Source organism: Asticcacaulis machinosus (assembly GCF_028550435.1).
GTDB classification, from domain to species: Bacteria; Pseudomonadota; Alphaproteobacteria; order Caulobacterales; family Caulobacteraceae; genus Asticcacaulis; species Asticcacaulis machinosus.
Genome location: NZ_JAQQKV010000003.1, coordinates 134506 through 158683, shown reverse-complemented (window position 1 = coordinate 158683; position 24178 = coordinate 134506). Strand labels below are relative to the sequence as shown.

Annotated in this window: 19 protein-coding genes and 1 riboswitch; of the genes, 9 read left to right on the top strand and 10 right to left on the bottom strand. The window is 58.3% G+C overall.

Translation table 11 applies throughout. From position 1 onward, the window contains the following. Positions 1–22: 22 nt before the first annotated feature. Together PQU98_RS14265 and PQU98_RS14260 are read right to left on the bottom strand one after the other, a co-directional pair. Entirely contained in the window at positions 23–613 is a 591-nt protein-coding gene (locus PQU98_RS14265) for a lipid-binding SYLF domain-containing protein (protein ID WP_272745630.1), read from the bottom strand. Between the two features lie 113 nt (positions 614–726). Continuing rightward, positions 727–1398 carry a peptidoglycan DD-metalloendopeptidase family protein gene (locus tag PQU98_RS14260; RefSeq protein WP_272745629.1) on the bottom strand — a complete coding sequence of 224 codons (672 nt, stop codon included), beginning with the start codon at positions 1396–1398 and terminating at the stop codon, positions 727–729. A 137-nt stretch (positions 1399–1535) separates the two neighbouring features. Between PQU98_RS14260 and PQU98_RS14255 the strand changes: the two genes are divergently transcribed. After that, positions 1536–1925, top strand: coding sequence for an OsmC family protein (locus tag PQU98_RS14255; protein ID WP_272745628.1), 390 nt, complete (start codon positions 1536–1538; stop codon positions 1923–1925). On the opposite strand, the gene PQU98_RS14250 is transcribed toward PQU98_RS14255, so the two are convergent. The 3 genes from PQU98_RS14250 to PQU98_RS14240 form a co-directional block, all read right to left on the bottom strand. Then, positions 1922–2500 carry an alpha-ketoglutarate-dependent dioxygenase AlkB gene (locus tag PQU98_RS14250; protein WP_272745627.1) on the bottom strand — a complete coding sequence of 193 codons (579 nt, stop codon included), beginning with the start codon at positions 2498–2500 and terminating at the stop codon, positions 1922–1924. The genes PQU98_RS14255 and PQU98_RS14250 overlap by 4 nt on opposite strands. 142 nt (positions 2501–2642) lie before the next feature. Next, positions 2643–5282 (bottom strand): TonB-dependent receptor domain-containing protein, encoded by a 2640-nt coding sequence (locus tag PQU98_RS14245; RefSeq protein WP_272745626.1) that lies wholly within the window; start codon positions 5280–5282, stop codon positions 2643–2645. Positions 5283–5372: 90 nt separating this feature from the next. Next, positions 5373–6830, bottom strand: coding sequence for a beta-helix domain-containing protein (locus tag PQU98_RS14240; protein WP_272745625.1), 1458 nt, complete (start codon positions 6828–6830; stop codon positions 5373–5375). Positions 6831–7134: 304 nt separating this feature from the next. Between PQU98_RS14240 and PQU98_RS14235 the strand changes: the two genes are divergently transcribed. After that, complete coding sequence (locus PQU98_RS14235; protein WP_272745624.1) at positions 7135–8664, top strand: oligosaccharide flippase family protein; 1530 nt, start codon at positions 7135–7137, stop codon at positions 8662–8664. 160 nt (positions 8665–8824) lie between these two features. On the opposite strand, the gene PQU98_RS14230 is transcribed toward PQU98_RS14235, so the two are convergent. Then, complete coding sequence (locus tag PQU98_RS14230) at positions 8825–10150, bottom strand: MFS transporter (protein WP_272745623.1); 1326 nt, start codon at positions 10148–10150, stop codon at positions 8825–8827. A gap of 753 nt (positions 10151–10903) precedes the next feature. On the opposite strand from PQU98_RS14230, the gene PQU98_RS14225 reads away from it, so the two are divergent. Together PQU98_RS14225 and mdoH are read left to right on the top strand one after the other, a co-directional pair. Then, positions 10904–12439, top strand: coding sequence for an OpgD/OpgG family glucan biosynthesis protein (locus PQU98_RS14225; RefSeq protein ID WP_272745622.1), 1536 nt, complete (start codon positions 10904–10906; stop codon positions 12437–12439). Then, complete coding sequence (gene mdoH / locus PQU98_RS14220) at positions 12427–14307, top strand: glucans biosynthesis glucosyltransferase MdoH (protein WP_272745621.1); 1881 nt, start codon at positions 12427–12429, stop codon at positions 14305–14307. Before PQU98_RS14225 ends, mdoH begins: the two co-directional genes overlap by 13 nt. A gap of 274 nt (positions 14308–14581) precedes the next feature. Here mdoH and PQU98_RS14215 read toward each other — a convergent pair whose 3' ends face one another. The 3 genes from PQU98_RS14215 to PQU98_RS14205 form a co-directional block, all read right to left on the bottom strand. Then, positions 14582–14974: a c-type cytochrome gene (locus PQU98_RS14215; RefSeq protein ID WP_272745620.1), complete on the bottom strand. Its 393-nt coding sequence runs from the start codon at positions 14972–14974 to the stop codon at positions 14582–14584. A 159-nt stretch (positions 14975–15133) separates the two neighbouring features. Further along, positions 15134–16507 carry an FAD-containing oxidoreductase gene (locus PQU98_RS14210; RefSeq protein ID WP_272745619.1) on the bottom strand — a complete coding sequence of 458 codons (1374 nt, stop codon included), beginning with the start codon at positions 16505–16507 and terminating at the stop codon, positions 15134–15136. Positions 16508–16516: 9 nt separating this feature from the next. Then, entirely contained in the window at positions 16517–16975 is a 459-nt protein-coding gene (locus PQU98_RS14205; protein ID WP_272745618.1) for a DUF4126 family protein, read from the bottom strand. Positions 16976–17237: 262 nt separating this feature from the next. On the opposite strand from PQU98_RS14205, the gene egtB reads away from it, so the two are divergent. From egtB to PQU98_RS14190, 3 genes are all read left to right on the top strand, one after another. Then, positions 17238–19373, top strand: a complete 2136-nt coding sequence (egtB, locus tag PQU98_RS14200) for an ergothioneine biosynthesis protein EgtB (RefSeq protein ID WP_272745617.1) — start codon at positions 17238–17240, stop codon at positions 19371–19373. 102 nt (positions 19374–19475) lie between these two features. After that, positions 19476–20555, top strand: a complete 1080-nt coding sequence (locus tag PQU98_RS14195) for a zinc-binding metallopeptidase family protein (RefSeq protein ID WP_272745616.1) — start codon at positions 19476–19478, stop codon at positions 20553–20555. 81 nt (positions 20556–20636) lie between these two features. After that, on the top strand, positions 20637–21260 hold the full coding sequence (locus tag PQU98_RS14190; RefSeq protein WP_272745615.1) for a DUF2939 domain-containing protein: 624 nt from the start codon (positions 20637–20639) through the stop codon (positions 21258–21260). Positions 21261–21266: 6 nt separating this feature from the next. On the opposite strand, the gene PQU98_RS14185 is transcribed toward PQU98_RS14190, so the two are convergent. Next, a complete protein-coding gene (locus PQU98_RS14185; protein WP_272745614.1) occupies positions 21267–22571 on the bottom strand; it encodes an amidohydrolase in 1305 nt (434 codons plus the stop codon). 149 nt (positions 22572–22720) lie between these two features. Here PQU98_RS14185 and PQU98_RS14180 point away from each other — a divergent pair, with 149 nt between their 5' ends. Both PQU98_RS14180 and PQU98_RS14175 read left to right on the top strand, forming a co-directional pair. Next, positions 22721–23641 carry an AEC family transporter gene (locus PQU98_RS14180; protein ID WP_272745613.1) on the top strand — a complete coding sequence of 307 codons (921 nt, stop codon included), beginning with the start codon at positions 22721–22723 and terminating at the stop codon, positions 23639–23641. Positions 23642–23653: 12 nt separating this feature from the next. Then, positions 23654–23944, top strand: a complete 291-nt coding sequence (locus PQU98_RS14175) for a Dabb family protein (protein WP_272745612.1) — start codon at positions 23654–23656, stop codon at positions 23942–23944. A 50-nt stretch (positions 23945–23994) separates the two neighbouring features. Next, positions 23995–24175: riboswitch (yybP-ykoY riboswitch) on the top strand. The last annotated feature ends 3 nt before the right edge of the window (positions 24176–24178 follow it).

Below are 24178 nucleotides of genomic sequence, written 5' to 3'. Positions count from 1 at the left end.
GGACGCTACTCAGGGAAGACAGCTATTCTTTGATCTTGGAGATCTTGGTACCGTCGATGGTCACGCCAGCCATCAGACCTTGCTGATTGAAGGTGAAGGCATAGGCATCATCCTTAAGCGTCGAGGTCGACAGGTTTTTCGCGACACCTTCGTCGACGATCACTACCGTAGGGCCGACGCCGATTTCCCAGCCTTGGGTGTCATGGATATATTTGACGGCCTTATCGTTCATCAGGAACACGGCATAGCCATAGGACTGCGCGCCAGCCTGAAGCCCCCAGGAACCGGAGAACGAGTTGTAATAAGCATCGGCCTTACCTGAGTGCATCAGCACGCCTTCGCCATAAGCCCCGCCAAACACCAGACCGGCCTTGACGATATTCGGGAAAATCAGCACAGCCTTGGCTTTTGAGCCAATCAGCTTGGCGGTGGGGTTCGAGGCATAAAGGCTGTTCAGGGCCTGATTGGCCTCAACCGTCAGCTCACCTTTGGTGGCGGCTTCGGCGGGGGCTGAGATCAGGGCCGGGGCGGCAACGGCGGTCGTCAACGACAACGCCATAACCAGGCTCATCAGCGTCTTTTTCGGGGCGGTCATCACAGCGGTCTTGGTCATAGGGTCGTTTCCTTACGCATCTTGGCGGGTTGTGGACTTACCCAAAGGTTACACCTGCGCGGGACGGAATCCGATACGGTTTGAAATTTCCGGAAGTAAGGAAATCATCAAGCTCATATCCCCAATAGTGGGCGCGGGTCAGGACATAATAATCGACCATAGTCGCGGTCACGCCGACGGAACACGCCCGGAAAATCACCAATCTTATCACCGATATCGAGGATGACCTGAACATGCAGATGCGGGGTCCAGCCGCCGTTTTCATGGGGGGCGCCAAGGCTTGCGATCACGTCCCCCGCGACGAAATCTTTACCGACATAGAGGTCTTCAAGGCTGTCGCGGCTGAGGTGACCATAAAGCGTCCAGAACACCAGGTCAGGCGTGACCATGTGCTCAAGGATGATCGTCGGGCCATAGTCTTTCAGGTTATCATTATCCTGAAAACTATGGATTCGGCCATGCAGCGGCGCATGAACCTTCGTCCCCGCCGGGGCCCAGATATCGAGCGCCAGATGTACCGTGCGCGGCTCATCATCGGGGCTTTGGGCCGCAAACACCTCGCTGTCGTACAGGGCGCGGTCTTCGTCATAGCCGCCGATACGGATGGCATCTCCGATATCGAGCGGCATGTCCGCACTCCACCCCTCCGAGGCCATACCGACCGCATCAAGCCGCAAAGGCCGCGCATAGGCCATACCGTCAATAACCGGCGCAGCTTTGTCGGTGCGTACTGCTAACCAGTCCTGATAAAGCTTAAAACGAGCGGTTGCAGCAGCCATATCCATGACAGCAATCCTTTCTTTTGCAGCGATTAGTCATAGCGTAGTGTTGCATCCCTGATAAAGGCGATTATTCTGAGGGGCCGTGACTCTCAGCACCGGTCCGTGCGCTTTCATGCTGAACTTTTAAAGGCTCTTCGATCATGGCTCAGGCCCACGCCCACATTGGTACCGAAAACTTCAAAACCGATATTGAGGCGGGTGGGCGCGCGCTGATTGCCGACGAGCCGGAATCGCTGGGAGGCAAGGGCGCAGGCTTTACCCCTTATGAATTGCTGTTGTCAGCACTGGGGGCCTGTTCGTCGATTACCCTTAAGATGTATGCTGATCGCAAAGGCTGGCCGCTGACGGGGGTCGATGTCAAACTGCATCATGCTAAGGCCGATGACCGGTCGGTGATCACCCGCACTGTCACCCTGACCGGTGACCTGAGCGACGATCAGCGCACCCGTCTGGCCGAAGTGATTGAACGCACACCGGTCACCCGCACCCTGAAAGAAGGCGCGGATATCGCCACGACTTTTTTGAGCTAGGTTTCTGGCCGACACCGGAACATAATCGACAGCCGGCGCCCGCGCGGCCGGATCAGGCCACAGATTTTATCGGACCGGCGCGGCGCAATGCCGTGCATCCACTGATAGCGCGCCTCGCCCGCGATCAGCAGCAGACTGCGCCGGTGCAGATAATAAGATCTCACATCCTGACGGGCCTTATCGGCGGGGCGAACAAAGTCCATCATGATGCCTGAACCGAGGCTTAAAATCGCTACGGATTTAACCACCTCATTGTCACGGTCCATGTGCGCACCAATCCCCTGCCCCGGCAGATATTCATTGACGCCGAACCGCGTCGCCACAGACAACAATATGCCATCCGCACGTAACCGTTCCGCCACCTCACCAAACCGATCCGGCGGCGCAGAGGCCCGGTATTGTTGCGCCAGCCCCAGTTCAGTATCGTCATAGTCGCCGCCATACCACTGTCGCCGTCGCCCCAGTTCCAGTGACCACGGACGAGCGTCGATATCGGCCACCAGAGCCGCCTCAAACACCTCATCGACATAGTTTTCACGATAAACCAACCCACTCAGAGCCGGAGGATCAAACAAGTCTAGGGTCTGAGGCCCTTGAAATTGCGCTGACAACATAGGAACAAAATAAGAACATATCAGTCTGACTGTCAAGGCAGATGGCGCAAAAAAGCCCCTCCGCCAGATGCGAAGGGGCTTAAATTTATCCAGATCAGCTATCTTAGAACTGGGTCGACAGGCTGAATGACACGCTCTGGCCAATATCATAGTTGTTGATATTCACGCGCCCATTACGCTCCTGATACTCTTCGTATTCGGTGCCGAGCAGGTTGCGGATTTCCACCCCGAAATTCAGCTCCTGCCCGAAGGCATCGAAGCCCTTACGGTAGGTGAAGTCGAGCATGGCGCCCGGCTCCTGAATGTAGTCAGGATAGCCCGGCTTGCCGCGGGCCGAGACGCGCTCAGACACGTAGGTCAGCAACAGCGTAGCCTGTGACTTGGCCTCAAGGTCGTTCCAGCCGAACTGAAGGTTAGCTACATGCTCCGACTGGCCCTGAAGACGCGAGCCGTCGATGATGTAGTTGGTCGCTGGTGTCGGCTGGCCCTGATTGGCGGCTGTATAGACGACATCGCCCGACTTGGCCTGAACCTCTGAGTCCGTCCAGGTGTAGTTGGCAGCGACCAGCCATTTTTTCGAGGCAAACCAGGCCCCTTCGACCGGCGAGTCGAACTCACCCTTATAGTCGAATTCCAGACCCACCAGCGTCGCTTTCGGCGCGTTGATATAGGACTGCTGGCCTTCACCGGAGCCGGTATCAAGGATGGTGGCTTCGACAGGCTTTTCGATGTCCTTATAGAACAGACCGGCGGTGATGTACTGACCGGCGTCGTAGTACCACTCATAACGGGCATCGAAATTGGTGATTTCGGTGTCCTTCAGGAACGGGTTACCGACGAACAGGCGATCCTGTTCCGGATCAAGATAGACCTGCGGGGCCAGTTCGCGGAACTGCGGGCGACCGATGGTCTTGGAGATACCGCCGCGAAGCTGCATGTCTTCGGCAAAGTTCCAGGTCACCGTGGCCGACGGCAGGAGATATTCTTCCTTCAGCGGCTGGATCGGCGTGGGGGTAGTGCCCGATGTAAACAGGTTGACCGTGGTGATGCGTTGCTTGGCCGATTCAAAGCGAAGACCGGCGGCGACACGCACCAGAGGAATGACTTCGACATCGACCTTGGCAAAGGCGGCGTTGACGAACAGGCCGCCTTCATAGGCTGCCGCCCCGTCACCACCGGTGACTTCGGTCAGCACCAGACGATCCGGCGAGATATTGAAGTCCGACAGCAGGAAGTCGACACGGGTATATTGCACCGGCACCGGCAGGGTGTTGTTCGGTGTCAGATAGCTGAACTGACGGTTCCAGGCATCGCGCTTGTTCTCAAGGATATCGAAACCACCGGTCAGCGTGCCATCACGGCCTTCACCCAGCGAGAAGTCGTAATCGAGGCTGGCACCCGCGCTCTTGACCTTATCGTTCAGTTCCGAGAAATCAGTGCGGTTACGCACGCGCGACGCATCGTGGTACCAGCGGCCTTCGAGGCCGACCCCATAGGTGATCGACTTTTCATAAGGCACATCACGCTCGGTTTGAGCGTAGGAGGCGCGCCAGTTCAGGGTCAGCTTATCGGTCAGATCAGATGTACCGTTCAACTGTGTCGAGAACAACTGACGCTCATACCAGCCGGATTGCTCACGGCGGCGGACTTCGCCGTTGGCACCGTCATAACCTTCGCGAACCTGAGTGCGCTTGGTGGTGTTGCGGATGAACAGGTTCGTCCACTGCACCGAATGCTTGGCCTGACGGAAACCCAGACCGAACAAACCGTTCAGGCTGACGTTGTTTTCCGAGGTCGAATAGTCGTAGTCGTCATAGACTGCCAGCTTATCGAGGTCATTAACCGCGGTCTGCTGGATGCCGTTACGGGCTTTCCAGCCATTGGAGAAGTCAACCAGACCGATAACGCCCACTTCACCGGCGGCAACATCAAAGCTTTTGCCACCGACGATGTTGAAGCTGAGGTTCGCCGGCAGGCTGTTGGTTTCCTGAATGAGGTTCAGCGGCGCGTTGACAAAATCCTGACCGATCTTTTGCAGTTCGGTGTCGGTGAAATTGCCTTGCGTGACCTGCTTGCCAGTGGCGATCGCCTGACGCAGGCGCAGAGGTAATTTACGCGTACCGTCATCAAAGCCCAGCCAGTCGGTGTCGGAACCGTAGTGCGTAAAGCCGTGCTGGCCGGTGGTTTCAGTGTTGCCACCGGTGCTGACGCTCAACGACAGGAATGGCGATGCCGGGGTCGTCACGGTCTTAAGATCGACCACGCCGCCACCGAACTCACCCCAGTAATCGGCCGAGTGGGTCTTTTGAACCGACAGGCGGCTTAAGATCGAGGACGGGAACAGGTCGAGCGGCACCACGCGTTGCAGCGGCTCAGGCGACGGCAGGGGCGATCCGTTCAGCAGGGCTGACGAATAACGCTCACCCAGACCGCGCACATAGACGAAACGGCCTTCGACCAGCGACAGACCGGTCACGCGGGTAAGTGCAGAGGCGGCCGAGTCATCACCGGTGCGCTTTAAGTCTTCCGAAGTCATGATCGACACGACTTCGGCGGTACGGCGCATAGAGTTCGGCACGAACTTGCCCTTCACCGTGACTTCGGTAATGGGTTCTTCGGCGGCGGAATCGGTGACTTCGGGCTGAACTTCGGTAGTTTGGGCATCTTGGGCAACAGCGGCCCAGGGCGCGATCAACGCCGAGGTCGCCATAAGCACGGCCAGAGACAGAGTTGTGGGCTTCATGTGATCAAACCTTTGCTGATCAGAAAAATCGAAAAAGGGGCGTCGGGCCATAACCGGCCTGACGCCCCGCATCAGGCGCTTAAGACGCGATTAGCAAGGGTTGGAGTCCAGACCGCAGGACCAGCCCTGCCACCAGGTGTCAGCCGAGTTACGAACGGCGCCGACATAGGTGACGTTCGAGAAGACGGCGTTGACGGCGGTCGCCGGAGTGACCGTGACGGCGGTTTCGTTAGCGCCGTTGACAAAGTCAGCCAGGGTCGAGGTGCCGTTGGCGGTATTGTTGGTGCCGCCATTGAAGATCGCCGCCGTGTTGCCCGAAGAGGCGAACTGGGTGGCAAAGCCCGACATATAGACCGAAGAGAAGGTCGGGGCCGCCGTTTGGGTCGCCGCGTCGGTGATGCGGATGCCGGTCGTGGTGGTGGCCGAGGTGTTATGGATGACCGAGTTGATCAGGGTTAGGTCGGTACCGGTGTTCAGTTCCAGACCGTTAGACGCGACCGACGAGCGGCGGATCAGGGTGGCGTTGGAGATCATCGGGTGCGAGCAGAAAGCCGCGTTACCGGCGCAGGACATTTCAAACAGGCGGTCACCGCCGTTGTCACGCTGCTTAACGATCAGGAACTGGACTGCGCCGCGGTAGCCGTTGTCGGTGTCAAGGCTGTCGTCGTCGTTGCCGGTCAGGATGATGTGCTTCAGGTTGACCGTACCACCGAACATTTCCATGCCGTCGTCGGACGAGTTATGCACCTGAACATACTCAACCGTGGTGCCCGAACCGACGCCCGCGAAGGTGATGCCGTTCAGTTCCTTGGCCGGCAGAACTTCAAAGCCCGAATGCTGAACGCGGACATACTTCAGGATACCGGAATTGTCGTTAGCCGTGTTGCCGCCGTAGAAGGCGTTGGTGCCTTCGACCTGACCTTCAGAACAGGCAACGTTCGGCGGGGTCACACCGGCCGGGCAGACGTTGGACGGTGCGCGACCGGCCAGAACCAGACCGCCCCATTGGCCGATGGCGTTAGCACCAGCGGTGCCCTCAATCCCTTGCTTGGAAGTGAAGATGATCGGATCAGCGGCGGTGCCCGACGCGAAGATTTGCGAACCGCGGCTGATGATCAGATAGTCCAGACCGGCCGAACCGAAGATTTTCACGCCCGGCGCGATGGTCAGCGTACCCTTGGTGCCGGCCAGCGGGGCCGCCGGGTTGGCACCGAGATCGTCACCGACCTGAACGCGACCGTTGATGGAGTAGGCCACGCCCGCGACCTTATTCAGGGTCAGGCTGCCAGTGATCAGGTTTGGCAACTGGCAGGCGCGCAGGGTATTGTTCGCGATCAGACCGGCATCGAGCAGACCGGTCGGGCAGGCGCCGGCAGCGCCGCTGGAGCTGGATGAGCTGGAAGACGACGACGAACCGCCACCGACGAGGATGCCTTCACCCGGAGAAGCTACGCCATCAGCGCCACCGCAAGCGGCCAGCGTCAGGGCTACACCGAGGGCCGCACCACCGGTCATCAGGGCGATACGAAATTTTCTGGACTTGATCATGTCTTTGTCTCCAACGTTTCACAGGCGTCGAAGAGCGAAGACCGCTCTCCCCCACACATAGGTCATGCCTTAAGGGGGGCTTATAGGAGCGCTATGTGACAGAACCGACATGGACATGTGACAGATTTATGTAAATTACAGTCGCGACACTGCGCGCCTGAGCCTGTGGCGCACAGAGCACACCTTTTGAGAGTAGCGAAATCCTAACCGGTTGCGATTACGGTATTACTGACTTGCCTTGCCCAAAAGCTATATGCCAATAGCCAAAGATGTACCCTCCGCTAAACCCTGTGCCGGAAACCTGATGACCACCCAGCCCGCCCCCTCCTCCGGCGATACTCCCCCTGCCAATCCTTCACTATCAGGCCGCACCGCCAAGGCCGGGGCGTGGTCGATCAGCGGGCGCCTTATGGCCAAGGTGCTCGATTTCGTAGCCCTGCTTATTCTGGCGCGTTTTTTAGGGCCCGCCGATTTCGGGCTGGTGGCGATGGCCATGACGGCGGTGTTTATTGTCGAGACCGTGCTGGATCTGCCGATCACGACGGTTTTGTTACGCGAAGATCATCTGACCGATGACATGTTCAACACGGCCTTTACGCTCGGCCTGATGCGCAGCCTGATTGTGGCGACGGTGCTGGGAGCGCTGGCTTTGCCCATGTCGCTGTTTTACAATGAGCCGCGCCTTTTGCCGCTGATTGCCTGTCTGGCTATTTCTCCGGTTATGCGCGGCCTGATTAGCCCCCGTCTGATCCTGTTTGCCAAGCGCTTTGATTTCAGCAAAAGCTTCATACTGGATGTGGCGTCAAAGTCGGTATCGCTGATCGCGGTCGCCACGGTTGCCATCCTGACCCGCAGCTACTGGGCGCTGGCGATCGGCACCATAACCACGGCGGTCGTGTTTGTCACACTGACCTATGTGTTTGCGCCGATGAAGCCGTCGCTTACCTTTAAGGAATGGCCGCGCTTTGCCAATGTCGTCGGCTGGAGCACGCTGACGCAGTTTATATCGTCCGTAAACTGGCAGATGGACCGCCTGATCCTGCCGCGCTACATCGACCTTGTGCCGTTTGGCCGGTTCACCGCCGCCACCGACATGGTCAACATCCCCTATCAGGCCATTGCCCTGCCCACCATCGGGCCGATCAATGCCGCCTTTGCGACCCTGATCCAGTCACCGAAGGATCTGGGGGCTGCCTATCTTAAGGCCTCAGCCGGGATACCAATGCTGATTACGCCGGTTTTGCTGTCGCTGGCCATGCTGTCGACGCCGGTGTTGAATGTGCTGTTCGGGGATAAGTGGCTGGAAGCCGCCCCATACCTTACCGCGCTGGCTTTGACAGCGATGATTGTCCTGCCGTCGTTTCCGCTGCCGTGTCTGGCGATGGTGCTGAACCGCAACCAGTTCGTGTCGATGCGCGGGATCGCCGAACTGGCCGTCAAGCTGCCGATCATGCTGTTTGCCGCCAGCCAATACGGCGTTTATGGCGCGATAGCCACTCAGGCCATAGCCGCCACGGCGGTCGTGATCTTTTCGATGTTCAGCGTGCGCACCCTTATCGGGCTTAAAATCCGCGACCAGATCGGCGCTTTAGTCCCTTATTTGTTAGGACTTGCGGCGATGGCGGCGACAATTTATGGCCTGAAACCGCGGGTCTGGTTCGATAAGGGGATATTCCTTGAGGTCATCAGCATCGGATTAGTCGTCGCCCCCGCCCTCATCATATATGTGCTTGTCGTCTTTACCGTCTGGGGGCTGGCGGGCCGACCCAATACGATCGAGCACACCATCGTCCACAAGGGACAGGGCATCGTCAGGCGTTTATTAAAAAAATAGCGCCGCCCTCAATAATGAGAGCGACGCTTTATTTAGTCCCCTGTATTTTAGTCTTTGGGGCGGGCGGTGGCTGCGCCACCTTGGCCGCCGCCGCAATGGCGGCTTGAGCGGAATGTTGCCATTCCGCTCTATATGTAGTCCTGATGTAGTCCTGTCCGGTTTAGCCGACCCGGATCTTCTCGATCGGCACCCGTTGCAGCTTCGGGGTCAGCAGGTGGATAACCGTAATCGCCACCAGATAGGCACTGCCCGCCACGATGAAGATCGGCTGATAGGAGCCGAAGAACTCAAGGATATAGCCGTTATAGGTGGTCATCAGCATACCGCCGATAGCCCCCGACATACCACCGATACCGATGACCGAAGCCACCGCCGCCTTGGGGAAAATATCCGACGGCAGGGTCATCAGGTTGGCTGACCACGCCTGGTGCGCGGCAGCCGCCAGACCGATGATGGCCACAGCGCCCCACAGGTTACCCACGAACTGGGCAAACACGATGGGGATGACCGCAAAAGCGCACAGCAGCATGGTGGTCTTGCGCGCCGCATTAGGCGTACGGCCCGCCTGAATCTGTTTTGACGACGACCAGCCGCCGGCAACAGATCCCACATCGGCCAGAATATAGATGGCAATCAGCGGTGGGCCGAAGCTTTTGAGGTCGAGGCCATAGGCCTTGCCCAAGAAGTCCGGCAGCCAGAACAGATAAAGCCACCAGATCGGATCGGTCAGGAACTTACCCAGCGCATAGGCCCAGGTGCCGCGGAAGGTCAAAAGCTTGAACCACGAAATTTTCTCGATCGCTTCACCGGAGTGCTGATCAACATCGGAGCGGATGTGCGCCAGTTCGGCGGCATTGACCTTAGGGTGCTTTTCCGGCTGACGGTACATCAGCAACCACGCGACCAGCCATACGGCGGTCACGATACCGATAGAGATAAAGGCGGCCCGCCAACCGAACGCCAGCGTAATCGCCGGCACCAGAAGCGGGGTAATGATCGGGCCCATCGCCGTACCGGCGTTAAAAATACCAACGGCCTGAGCGCGCTCTTTCTGCGGGAACCACTCCGAGACGGCCTTAAGCGACGACGGGAAGCTGCCCGATTCGCCAAAGCCCAGAACAAAGCGGGCCAGAGCAAACTGCGTTACCGTATGGATCAGGCCATGACCGATTGAGGCAATCGTCCAGATGGTAAAAGCGACCGCATAGCCGATCTTAACACCGACCTTATCGATAACCCGCCCAAAGGTCAGAAAGCCGATGGCGTAGGCGCACTGAAACCAGAAAACGATATTGGCATATTCGATTTCCGTCCATTTCAGATCTTCCTGAAGCGTGCCCTTCAGAATACCGATCATCTGGCGGTCGATATAGTTGATACCGATAGCGATAAACAAAAGGGTGACAATCACCCAGCGATATTTGCTCATCCGGCTCTCTGGCATAGCCGGCTGCGGGGCCGTAGCGCCGCCCGTCGTTTCAGTCATAGCGTTCCCTTTTCTGCGACCGTACATGGCCCGCAGTGCAATATCCCGTGTTGCCGCTTTTTTATGTGTTCGATCACTCAGCGACGTAGTGACCGATTATGACCGCGTCTGTGCGCGGCTGCCTGACTCTGGCGCACATATGACTCTAAAAATTCCCAGACTTCAACACGCTGTGTCAGATATAGCGATTTTTTGGTAAGACCATACACCTGACCTCGCCTGCTGATGGTCATGATTTGGCATAGCAGGCGGTGAAAAATCACCCTAAAAGCCACACCTGACCGTGTTTGAGTGTGTCAGATTTGACACCAAACAGGCGAAATCAACCGTTCATAATTCGCCTTTGTTGTAGTTGACGTGCGTTCCTTATCGAATTTTTACAACCCAAAACCGTAACTGGTTAATTGCGTCTTAAGGATTGCGACACGGACGGCGGCCTTTTTAAGGCAGGCGCTGTATTCCTCCCCGGTTTGTGTCCTCTGAGACGTTGTCTGTGGTTTCCCGGAAATAGGGACGCCGAGGTAACTCAAGGCCATTAATCGAACCTACAGCGATGCCTCATGACCTTAAAGGCCCGCCGACGGTTTCCGTTCGCTGCATAAGACAGCGGGTTCAGGGGGCGACCTCTGAGCACAACATCATCAGACGGATCATTAATGACCCGCTGCATGGCCCTTTTCAGGGTGTGCCGCTTGCTTACGACCTGAACGCAGCCGCGGTCAGGTGACGAGAATTGTGTGTTTTGGGGATAGAATGAGTTTGAAACGACGCCAGTTTGTGAGCGGGATCAGTGCGGCGGCTGTCATTGCAGCGACGCTTAAACCCGCACGCGCAATTAGCGCCCCGGATTTCAGTTTCACGGGCTTCGGTTTTCAGACCGTCATCGATCTGGCCCGTAACACCGCCCGCAAGGCTTACGTCCCGCCGTCAAGCGAACTGCCCGAAGAACTGGCCAGCCTCGGCTACGATGCCTATCGCGGCATCCGCTTTTTACCTGAGCACGGGCCGTGGAAACAGGCAGGCTTAGGCTATCACCTCGAATTTTTTCATCGCGGCGGTTTGAGCCGCGAACGCATCGACATTTTTGAAGTCCATGACGGCAAGGCGGTTCCGTTCCGGTATGAGACCGCCCAGTTCACCTTCGATCCGCGCTCGGCCTCGGCCCCTGCCGGTGATATCGGATATGCCGGTTTTCGCATTCACGCCCATAATATCCCCGGCATGGATGAGATGGCGGTGTTTCTGGGGGCCAGCTATTTCCGCTCACTAGCCGCAAACCAGACTTACGGCCTGTCCGGACGCGGTCTGGCGCTCGCGACCGCCAGCGCGCGCGGCGAAGAATTTCCGATCTTTCGCAGCTACTGGATTGTGCGCCCCAAGGCGGGCGATCCATCCGTTCAGGTCTATGCCCTGCTCGATAGCCCCAGTGTGACCGGCGCCTATGCGTTCAAGATCACACCGGGCACGGCGACCGTTTATGACATTGAATGCACTCTTTATCCGCGGGTGACACTCGATATGGTGGGCATTGCCCCGCTGACGGCCATGTATCTGTACGGCCCCGCCGATCAGGGCGGCTTCGATGATTTCAGAGGGGCCGTCCATGACGCCGACGGCTTGCAACTTCGCACCGGCAGCGATGAGGCCATCTGGCGCGCCCTCGCCAATCCGCCGCGCGTCGAGGAAAGCGCGTTTCAGGACACTGATCCGCACGGCTTTGGCCTGATGCAGCGTGAGCAGTCGCAAGCCGTCTTTGAGGATTACGAAGCCCGCTACGACCTGCGCCCCAGCGGCTATGTCACCCCAAAAGGTGATTGGGGCAAGGGCGCGGTGCATCTGATTGAGTTGCCATCCAATACTGAGGGGTTTGACAATATTGTGGCCTTCTGGCGGCCCGCCACCCCGCTTTCGCCCCGTCGCGCCCACAGTTTCAATTATACGGTCACATGGGGCGCGCCGTCAGTGGCATCCCTTCCCGCCCAGTTAGGTCGCGTGGTTCAGACCCGCACCGGCCATGACATCAACGGCAGCGGACGCGTCTTCATCGTCGATTTTGCCCTGAAAGGCATCGACGCCGAAACCCTCAACCCCGTGGCGGAATCGTCCGCAGGCACCTTAAGCGCCGTCAGGCTGCAAACCCTAAACGATCGCGGCGTAATCCGCGCCTCGTTTCACCTGGAATTGGGTCACCTCCAACCCGAACAGGCAAAAACAGCGGACCTGCGGCTGGCCCTGCACAAAGACGCTACGGCGCTCACGGAAACATGGATGTTCAGATGGACTTACTGAGATTTGCCGGTCAACGACTGAGCCAGACCTTTGGTGCCCGCCAGCCGGTGACCGAACCTCATACGCCGGTCATGCCGTCTGGGGCCCCGCTCGACATGCCGGTGCAGTCCCTGACCGAAGGTGCCTTGTCATCGGCGCTCATCCCGACCTCACCGCGCCACATGATCTGGCGGCGGCTGTTCATCTTTGGCCTGTCGCTGCTGATCGGGGCGACCGGCATCGGCGTGCTGGCGCAAAGCCTGAGCTATCAGGGCTTTCACCCGCTGGAGATGCTGTTTCTGGGTCTGGCAGGCTTTCTGTTCACCTGGATGGCCTTTGCCTTTATCTCGTCTCTCGCCGGTGTGTGGGTATACCTTACGCGTCAGGACGATCTGGGCCTGTTTCCGGACGGGCCGGTGCCGCTACTGAGGCAACACACCGCTATTCTCATGCCGATCTGTAATGAGGACGCCCATGCGGTCGTGGGGCGGCTCGACACCATCCGTCATTCCCTGATCGCCACCCTTCAGGGCAACCGGTTTGATATTTTTGTCCTGAGCGATACGCAGGATCCGGTCGCAGCAGAGACGGAGCGCACCGCCTTCCTCAAGATGCAGCGCCTAAGCGGTGCGCCGCGTATCTATTACCGCCGCCGCCCGATCAATACGGATCGAAAGGCCGGAAACATTGCCGACTGGGTCAGCCGTCATGGCGCCGCCTATGCCCACATGATCGTGCTCGATGCCGATAGTTTAATGAGCGGCAACACCTTGGTGCGTCTGGCGGGCGGGATGGAGCGCCATCCCCGCGTCGGCCTGATCCAGACCGCGCCACGCCTGATTAACCGCAAAAGCCTGTTTGCGCGTTGCGAACAGTTTGCCGCGCGTCTTTACGGGCCGGTCGCCGCCTGCGGCATTGCCTGGTGGTCGGGGTCCGAGGGTAATTTCTGGGGCCACAACGCCATCATTCGCACCCGTGCTTTTGCCGAAGCTGCCGGTCTGCCGCACCTGCCGGGCCGCGCGCCGTTTGGTGGCCATATCATGAGCCACGACTTTGTTGAGGCCGCCCTGCTGAGGCGCGCCGGCTGGGCCGTGCACATGGCCCCGCACCTTGATGGGTCTTATGAAGAAAGCCCGCCCAGCCTGATGGATACACTGGGCCGTGACCGCCGCTGGTGTCAGGGCAATCTGCAACATGCCGCCGTGGTCGGCGCATCAGGTCTGCACTGGATCAACCGCTTCCACCTGCTGCGCGGGGTGTTTACCTATCTGCTGGCCCCGATGTGGGTTGCGATGGTAGGCACAGGTGCGGCTCTGGCCGCCGCCGATATCACGCCCGCCGCTACGTCGGTCGGGCCAATGGCCGGACTGTTTGCTGTGACCATGAGCTTTTTGATCCTGCCTAAGGTTCTGGCCGCGATTGTTGTGTTGCGCGATCCGGACACCCGCGCGGGATTTGGCGGAGCTGTGCGCGCCACGTTCAGCCTGATTATCGAGACGGTGTTATCGACCCTGATTGCGCCAGTGGTGATGATCAGCCATGCCTTTATGGTCGCCTCGATCCTGTCCGGACGCAAAAGCGGCTGGAAATCGCAGCGTCGCTCAGAGTACGAAGTCTCCGCCGATGAACTGGCGCGCCGCTTTACCGCCCACACCCTGATCGGCATGGGGCTGTTGCTGGTTGCGTCTATCTTTGCGCCGGAAACCCTGATTATGACGGCGGGTGCGGCCTTTGCGCTGATGCTGTCTGTGCCGGTAGCCTTTATCACAGCCAAGGCAACGCCGCGCCGTTTGATGCCGGTATTTCTGATCCCTGAAGAAGGCCGGGTTACGACGGATTCTGATAGTCCAATGGACAGCCCGCTGACCCCGGCACCACAACTGCCATAATTTTAAAACCGCCGGACAGGGTTTCGGCGGTTTATTTTCCTGATAAATTACAGGCAAAAAAAAGCCGGACACGAGGTCCGGCTAAAGTCTACAGGGAGGAAACGCCCAGGAAGGGCAATCAGCGTCGAAACGCTGAACATCCTCACAATATGCTGCGACGCACAAAGTTGCAAGTTTTTTCAGATCTGATCAACTTCAACTCATGTTACATTTTGGTGTGAGTTTGTGATCGTATACAAAAATGCAAAATGACTCCTTCAAAAATCATTCTGCTCTAGCGTGTGGCCGATTTCAGATACTGAATAAGGGCCGCACGACGGGCCGGATCGGCGGGGGCACGGGTGACCATCTTGGTGCCCGGCACCGCCTTGGTAGGGTTGGCCAGATAAGCATCCAGCGTCGCGTCATCCCACACCTTGCCATAGGCTTTCAAAGCCGGGGAGTAGTTGAAGCCCTTGGAGACTGTGCCGGCTTTTTTACCAAACAGGCCATTCAGGTTTGGCCCCGCCCCGTCCTTACCGCCCGCCTCTAATGTGTGGCAGGTCTTGCACGCCAGAAACACCCGCTGTCCCTGCGCCACCGGATCGGCCGCCTGAGTTTGTGCAAGAGCGGGCGAGGCTCCCATTACAATCGCGCCCACCAAGGCAAATGCGGCAACCGTCTTCATGGGAACTCCTGACAAAATTGAGTATCCCCTCATAGATCATGGTTTTAGGTGTGAGTTCAACCACCAGAGCACATGTTGATCAAATTGATCGACATATGCTCTATTTTTTGTTCAACGCGCATTTATTACAAAAACCGCTTAACACTTTTTGCAATGCGCTCAGAACGGTTTTAAATCCCCCAAAAGCGTCGGAATAAGCTCCGACACGGTCGGGTGTATCGGCACGGCCCATTGCAATTGATCAACCGTCGCCCCAGCATTCATCATATCCAGTATGCCGTGAATGGCTTCGTCGCCGCCGGTGCCTAAGATCGCTGCACCGAGAATTTTTTTCGTATCCGCATCGGCTACGACCTTCATAAAGCCTTTGGTTTCGCCTTTCTCGATCGCGCGCCCAACACGGGTCATCGGACGGGTTGAGACCAATAGTGGACGGCCGGTTTTTTCAGCCTCCGCCACCGTCATACCGACCCGCCCCAGCGGCGGATCGATATAGAGCGCATAGCCCAAAATCCGGTCGCTGACCTTCCGTGACGCTCCATCCAGCAAATTGGCGGCAATGATTTCAAAATCGTTATAGGCCGTGTGGGTAAACGCGCCGCGCCCGTTGCAGTCTCCCATCGCCCAGATACCGTCGACCGAGGTTTTAAGACCGTCATCAACCGTAATATAGCCGCGCGCATCGGTTTTTACCCCCGCCGCCTCCAGCCCCAGATCATCAGTATTGGGCCGGCGTCCCGTCGCCACCAGCAGATGGGAGCCGCGCACCGTCTGGCCGCCAAACGTCACGCTGATGACCCCGCCGGTTTGAGCGACAGCCAGATCTTCGATGCCGGTGTGGACCGTAATCCCCTCACCCGCAAGGATATCGCGCACGGCCTCGGACACATCCGCATCCTCCCGCGCGATCAGGCGGGTGCCGCGTTCGATAACCGTGACCTGCGCCCCAAAACGCCGATACATTTGCGCAAACTCCAGCGCGATGTAGCTGCCACCGATGACAATCAGATGGTCCGGCAGATGATCCAGCGTCACGATCGAGGTGTTGGTCAGGTACTCTACCCCGTCCAATCCCGGAATATCGGGAATGGCTGCCCGTCCGCCAACATTAAGAAAGATTTTAGGGGCGGAGATATCCTGACCGTTAATGCTGATCGTTTTTGGGCCAGTAAACCGCGCATGGCCTTCAAACACCGTGCAGCCGTCCATCCCTTTGAGCCAGCCCTCGACATTGCCGCGCGCATCCAGCGTGACCTTACGGGCGCGGGCCGCGACCACCTTCATATCGACAGACACATTGCCCACACTGATGCCATAGTCCCCGCCGCGACGAGCCAGATGAGCGGCATAGGCGCTGGCGACCAGCGCCTTGGTCGGCATGCAGCCGGTATTGACGCAGGTGCCACCGAACAGCTTGCGCTCAATAATGGCCACCTTTTGCCCGGCCTGCGTCAATCGCCCGGCCAGCGACGGCCCCGCCTGACCGGCACCGATAATGATCGCGTCAAACTCTGCCCCAGGAAACTCTGCCACAGTGCCCCCTTAGACGAAATGGATCAGAGCCAAAGCGCCAAACACCGCCACGGCATCTTCGATCAGGGCGGCCGGCAAATCCTTGCCGAACCGTGCCGCAAGCTTTGCCCGCACAGACGCCCCGCCATAGGTACCCGCCACAGCCCCGATGATGCCTAAGACTATCCCCGGAATTAGCGCACCTACACCGATCGCCAGGGTCGCCCCGGCCAGAGCGCCGGAGACCAGACGCGCCCCGAACTGTACCGGCACCTTACGGCTGGGGGTTTGCGGCAACTGATCGGTAATCAGCTCGCCTAAGGCCAGCACCGTGAATATCCACGGCGTCCACTGATTGCCCATAAATTCAAGCGGCGTCCCCGCCACGCTGACCCAGCCCAGATACGCCGCCCACGACGCGGCCGCCAGCGGCGTCATGGCCCGCAGGCCCGCAACGACGCCCATCAGAAATGTCACTATAAATATCATGATCCTTTGCCCCTCTGCGAAATCACTGCTGTCAGAAACGGGCACCGTTGTCGCTTAGACCTAAACGCGCCCCCTTACGCCCATATCACGCGACCAACGGGCGAATAGTACCGGAGGGTTGCACTGCCCCATAAGCACAATTTCGTGAATTTCAAAAATGTGGCAAGGTGTGGTGTTAGTCTCTCATGTGCTCAGTATCCGATTTAAAACTTATGACACCTTGCCAATAGTCGCGCCTCACCCGCCTTAAAGGACGCAGAATATGGATACGCTCTACCGCCCGGCTACCGAACCTTCGGTGTCTGGAAATCTCCATCTTGAGCGGTATCTGAAGGTACGCAGGTACACCGAGGCCCTGATAGCCCCTCTGACGCCTGAGGACATGGTGGTGCAGTCCATGCCGGACACCAGCCCCGTCAAATGGCATCTGGCGCACATCACATGGTTTTTTGAGACCTTTATCTTAAGTCGTTTAGATGGTTATCAGGTCTTTGATCCGGCGTTTGGCTACCTGTTCAACTCCTATTATGAGGCGCTGGGCCCGCGCCAGCCACGCGCGCAAAGGGGGCTTCTGACCCGCCCGTCTCTGGAGGCTGTGCTGGAGTATCGCCGCCATGTCGATAATCATATGTCGGTTTTTCTGTCGTCGGATCTATCGCCGGAAGTCACCGATTTGCTTGAGCTTGGGCTGGCCCACGAAGAACAGCATCAGGAACTGTTGTGCATGGATGTGCTGCATTTGCTGGCCCAGTCTCCGCTCAAACCGGCCTATAACCCGCGCTGGGCGCAGCCAGCAACCGGACGACGCGGACAGTTTGTGCGGCTGGATGGCGGGCTGGTTGAGATCGGTGCCGGTAATGACGGCTTTGCGTTTGATAATGAACGCCCGCGCCATAAGGTCTGGCTGGAACCGTTTGAGATCGCCGACCGGCTGGTGACCAATGGCGAATGGCTTGAGTTCATGAATGATGGTGGTTACCGGCGGGCCGACCTGTGGCTGTCGGACGGCTGGGCAACAGTGCAGGCTCAGGGCTGGGATGCGCCGCTGTACTGGCAAGCTGATGGCAATAACTGGCAGGTGATGTCCTTGCGCGGATTGCAGCCGCTGCAACCAGACGCGCCGGTCACGCACATCAGCTATTATGAAGCCGCAGCTTTCGCCACTTGGGCGGGCGCGCGTCTGCCGACCGAAGCCGAGTGGGAATTGGCGGCAGTGGCGGGTGCGTTGGAACAGGCCCACGATACCGCCTGGCAATGGACGAACAGCGCCTACCTTCCCTATCCCGGCTTTACGCCCGGTGTCGGCGCGGTCGGCGAATATAACGGCAAGTTCATGTCGGGTCAGATGACCTTACGTGGCGGGGCCAGCGTCACCCCCCAAGGCCATGCCCGCCCGACCTATCGCAACTTTTTTGCGCCGGATAAGCGCTGGCTGTTTTCCGGTGTGCGGTTGGCGCGGGACGTTAAACTGCAACGGTTTGACGGTAATGAGTTCGCCGCCGATGTGATCGCCGGATTGTCGGCCACCCCGAAGTCCCTGTCGCCCAAATATTTCTATGATGCGGCAGGCTCAGATCTGTTTGAGGCCATCTGCGAATTGCCGGAATACTATCCGACGCGCACGGAGACATCCCTTTTGCGCCAGATTGCCCCTGAGATTGCGGCCATGATCCCTCCGAACGCGGCTCTGATCGAGTTCGGCAGCGGTGCCAGCACCAAGACCAAGATCATGCTCGACGCGGCCCCGCAGATATCGGCCTATGTCCCGATCGACATCAGTCTTGATGCCCTGAACGGCGCGACCGCACGGCTGAGAGCAGATTACCCAAAGCTTGATATTTTACCGGTTTCCGGCGATTTCACCGCGCCTGTGGCCCTGCCGGATATGGTGCGCCATCACCCGAAAGTCGGATTTTTTCCCGGCTCGACCATTGGCAATTTCAGTCATGACGCCGCGGTCACCTTCCTGAGCAATGCCCGTGACGTGTTGGGCCCGGACAGCCAACTGATTATCGGTGTGGATATGGTCAAGGATGAAGCGACGCTTCAGGCGGCCTATGATGATGCCCAGGGGGTGACTGCCGCGTTTAACAAGAACCTGCTCACCCGTATCAACCGTGAACTGGGTGGCGATTTCGACGTGAATAGCTTTGATCATCTGGCGGTGTGGAACCCGGAACATGAGCGCATCGAAATGCACCTGGTCAGCCGCAAAGATCAGATAGTGCGCGCCGCCGGTCAGGCCTTTACATTCACGGCGTTTGAGCGCTTTCACACCGAAAATTCCCATAAGTTCACGGTGGCATTCTTCGCCCGTCTGGCCACCGCCGCTGGATGGACAATTGCCGATCAGTGGATCAGCCCGGCACCGGAATTTGCGGTTTTCCGTCTGACGTAATCCTTACGCCTGCCTTATAAAACACACTAAAAGACAAGATGGCTTTCCGGGTGAGGCCAACCTATTACACTCGTAAAACCATAGAGTTCAGAGCCTCAACCCATGAAAATCTTCACCTGCAGCAACTGTCAGAATACGGTCTATTTCCACAACCGTAATTGCGTGAACTGCGGCTACCGACTGGGCTTTGTGCCGCAGCTTCAGGAACTGTGCGCGATGGAGCCGGTCAGCGAGCCGTTCTGGAAGCCGGTAGGTGGTTCGGCCAGTCAACGCTTTTGCGCCAATGCGGTTACCGATGTCTGCAACTGGACGGTCGGGGCCGAAGACCCTAACGATTTTTGCCGCGCCTGCCGCTATAACCGCTTTGTGCCCAACAGCCTCGACAACTGGCGCCGCATTTCCGAGGCCCAGCGCCACCTGTTCTATTCATTCCTGAAATGGAACCTGCCGGCGCAGGGCCGCGATACCGACCCCAGTGGCGGGCTGGCCTTTGATTTCCTTGAGGATGAGATCACCGCCGATGGCCACCATAAGGCCGCCATGACCGGCCATGATGAGGGCCTGATCTCCATCCGTGCTGCCGAAGCCGATGATCTGACCCGCGAGACGGTGCGCAGTCAGATGAATGAGCATTACCGAACCCTACTCGGCCATTTCCGGCATGAAATCGGGCATTTCATCTGGAACAAGATGGTGCGTGATGGCGGGCTGCTGGAGGAATGCCGTGCTGTCTTTGGCGACGACCGCATCGATTACGACACCGCCATCCAAAACCACTATGCCAATGGCACGCCGCCGAACTGGCAAAACCAATATATCTCGGCCTACGCCTCCATGCACCCGTGGGAGGATTTCGCGGAATCGTTTGCGCATTGCCTGCATATCATCGACGCGCTGGAGACCGCCCATTGCTACGGCATGGCGCTAAAGGCCCCGCACCATGAAAACATAGCCGCCGATGTCGATTTCGACCCCTATACGGTTCTCGATTTCGAGCGTCTGGCCGAGACCTGGATACCGCTCAGTGTGGCGATAAACTCCATCCACGCCTCGATGGGCGAGCGCCCGCTCTACCCCTTTATCCTGTCACCGCGTGTCAAGGAAAAGCTGGCGTTTGTGCATAAGATCATCACCCGTCAGCCGGTGCAGCGCCCGTTTATGCAAACGCCGCAAATGGCGTAAAAAAGCAGGTGCGCAGACCGGCTGCCTCATGATATGGTTAACGGGTGGGATGCCTGATCGGGCAAAATTGGGGGACGCTTCGTGTCACGGATACTGCCGCTTACCGTTATTTTCGCGCTGCTGGCCTTTGTGGCGGCGTTTCTGGCCGGGCCGATCTGGTCGTTTTACGACCTGCGTTCCTCCGCCGAAGCCGAGGATATTCAATCTCTGGCCGAACTGGTGGCGTTTGACGATGTGCGCACATCGCTGAAAGCGCAATTGATTACCGCCGCGGATGGCGACAGCATCGCCGCCCCGCCGCCCAGTTTCCTGAAAGACCCGATTGGGGCCGTAGCCGCCGCTATCGTGCCGATGACCAAGCCCGCACCGGTCATCAATATCGACTCATACCTGACCGCGCGCGCTTTATGGGCTTTGACTTTAGGGGCCGGCAAAGACGCCAATAAGGTCGATCCCAAAACCTTTACCGATAAACCGCCGGTGCCGGACGTGCTGTACTGGAGCCCCGACCGCACCCGCCTGTCGGTCACCCATCCGGTGCAGGGCGAAACCATCTTCACCATGAAGCGCAAGACCTTGTTTGGCTGGCAACTGATGCACGTGGGCTTGCCGGGCGTGGATGACCTGCCCGCCACCATGCCGGTGACACCTTCGCCCGAAGATAAGGCGCTTTCAAATTCCGGGGCCAAATCTCCGGTCGAATAAAACGGTTTACCCCCGCGTCAGCATAAACAGCGCCGCCAAGGCATGGGCGCGCACCCCAACCTCCATCGCCGGTTCATAGATATTGAAATAGGGCGAATGGTTGGGCGGGATTTTCTCAGGGTCTTCGCCGGGTTTGGCGATCCCTAAGAAACAAAACACGCCCGGCACCACTTTTTGGTATTCGGCAAAGTCTTCGCCGCCAGTAATCAGCGTTGCCTTATCGCTGACCTTGCCCGCACCCGCAGCTTTTTCGAGCACGGGGAATATCTCTTTCGACAGTTGCGGATCGTTGTAGGTCAGGGGCGCATTCATGGTGAACTCGACCTTGGCCGTCGCCCCATAAGATGCCGCCAATTGTTCGACCGCCCTGGTGACTTTTTCGATGGTTTCATCGCGCCGCGCCGTTGAAAACGTGCGCATGGTCCCCGCCAGCCGCAGGGTTTCGGGGATGATATTATAGCGTAAGCCACCTTCCATGATCGAGATGGTCACCACCGTCGGCTCCTTGGTGATGTTCAGCCGGCGCGAGGTAATCTGGTTGATGGTTTGGGTGATATCGGCCGCCAGAGCCGTGATATCGACCCCGTCCCACGGCCGAGATCCGTGGGTCTGGACGCCCTTAAGCTGGATCTCCAGCCGGTCGGTCTGGGCCATAAAGCCTTCGGGCCGGTACAAAAGTTCGCCGGTCTTTCCCGGCCAGACATGGATGCCGAAAATGGATTTAACCGTGGGGTTGGTAAGCGCGCCGTCGCGGATCATGACATCGGCCCCGCCCTCTTCGCCCTTGGGTGGGCCTTCTTCGGCCGGTTGAAAGATAAAGACAATCTCCCCCGATATGTCGGCCTTCATCTGACTTAAGACCTCCGCCGCTCCCAGCAGCATGGCGACATGGGCATCGTGGCCGCAGGCATGGGTGACCGGCACGGCCTTACCTTCATATTCGCCCATAGCCTTGGAGGCAAAGGGCTCGCCCGTCTTATCCTCCACCGGCAGGGCGTCCATATCGGCGCGCAAAGCGACCGCAGGCCCCGGCTTCCCGCCGGTCAGCACGCCGACTACGCCATTGCCCGCAAGACCCGTGCGCACGCTAAGGCCCATGCGTTTCAGTTCTTTAGCGACCAGTTTTCCGGTGCGCACCTCACGGTTAGATAGTTCCGGGTTCTGATGGATATCGCGCCGCCAGGCGACGACCTTTGGCTGATACTGCGCCGCCAGAGTTGCAACGCGATCCTCTAAGCCTTGCGCCCACGTGGGCAATGGTGCGGCCACACCCGCCAACCCCATCAGAACAAAACGGCGATCCATATCCATAGCCAGCCTCTTAATTTGTGACAAATGAGACTTTCACTTAAACGACGATCCGGCAAGTTTTTTTGCCGCGCTGCACCGCAACCGCTTTACGGGCCGCTGCGGGTGGTTTACGCCACCCTCAGTTATGCGGTTCGGGAAGGACAGCGTCCATGTTGGAAACGGTTGCGCGCGTCCTGATTTTTTTCAGCCTGATCGGGCTGGGCGCCGTGCTGGTTAAGACCAAACGCCTGACCGCGCATGGCCTTGATGGACTGTCGGCCTATTTCTACTGGCTGGGCTTTCCGGCGTTTCTTTTGTCCTATTTCTCACAGATGACGCGGCCCGATGCCCACACCGGCCTGATGATCCTGACCTATGCCGGGGCGATGATGGTGTGCGCTGGCGTTAGCGTCATCACCTTGACGGCGTTGAAATCCGAGCGCACCGAAGCGGTTGGCGCGGGCATGGCCAGCTTTATCAATAATTCGGCCTTCCTCGGCATCCCCATCGCCACCAGCCTGTTCGGGCAGGCCGCGGGTCAGATCGGCGCGCTGATCGTCGCGGTCGATTTCCTGCTGTTGTTTTGTCTGGGCTGTGCCGCGCTGGCGTGGTCATCAGGCCATAAAATCCGCGCGGCCTTAAAACGCACGGCCATGAACCCGACCATTATCGCCAGCGCCGTGGGGTTGGTGCTCATGCTGTTTCATGTGCGCTTTCCGCCGGTGTTTCAGACTGGGCTTGATATGCTGGGACGGTCCGGTCCGCCGGTGGCCTTGGTTGCGCTGGGCGGGATGCTGGCCATGATGCCCGCGAAAACCCTGTTCGGGTTTGAAAAGTCTTCGGCGGTCGCCGTGGCCGCCAAGATCGTGCTGGCCCCCGCCATTGTGGCCGTGGCGCTGTGGGCCGTGAATGCCGAGCCGCTCATTTTCAAAACCGGTGTGCTGCTGGCCGCCACTCCCACGGCGGTCAGCGTGTTTATCCAGACCAAAATCTATGGCACATGGTACGAAAACGCCGCCATCGCTATTTCCCAAAGCACGGCCATCAGCCTGTTTACCCTCAGCGCCATTGCGCTCATTCTAACGCACTAAAAGGATTTGAAGATGATCAAGCACATCGTCATGTGGAAGCTGAAAGACGACAATAAAGCCGAGAACGCGGCCAAGGTGAAACAGGTTCTGGAAGGCCTTCAGGGTAAGATCGACGGCCTGACCCTCATCGAAGTCGGCATTGATTTCTCCGCCACCGGCGTTTCCGGCGACATCGTGCTCTATTCCGAGTTCACCTCGCGCGAAGCCCTTGACGCCTATCAGGTTCACCCTGCCCATCAGGAAGCCGCCGCCTTTGTGCGCTCGGTCGTGTCTGACCGCCTGATGGTCGATTACGAAGTTTAGTGTTTGTGGTCTATTGACCCAGCGGGCCTTATCCCTCATAAGGCCCGCATCCTTTAGGGGAGTAACCGCACGCGATTTAAACCGCGTGGATAACGTCAACACACTTGCCGGGTATCGGCATGGCGTTATCAGTCTGTGGCCACACAGTCGAGGTGAGACCTAACGATCCGCTGACGGCCAGATGTGATTGGCCGCCGTCAGAAGATCGTTATGTCTTATGACCGGCCGGTCACG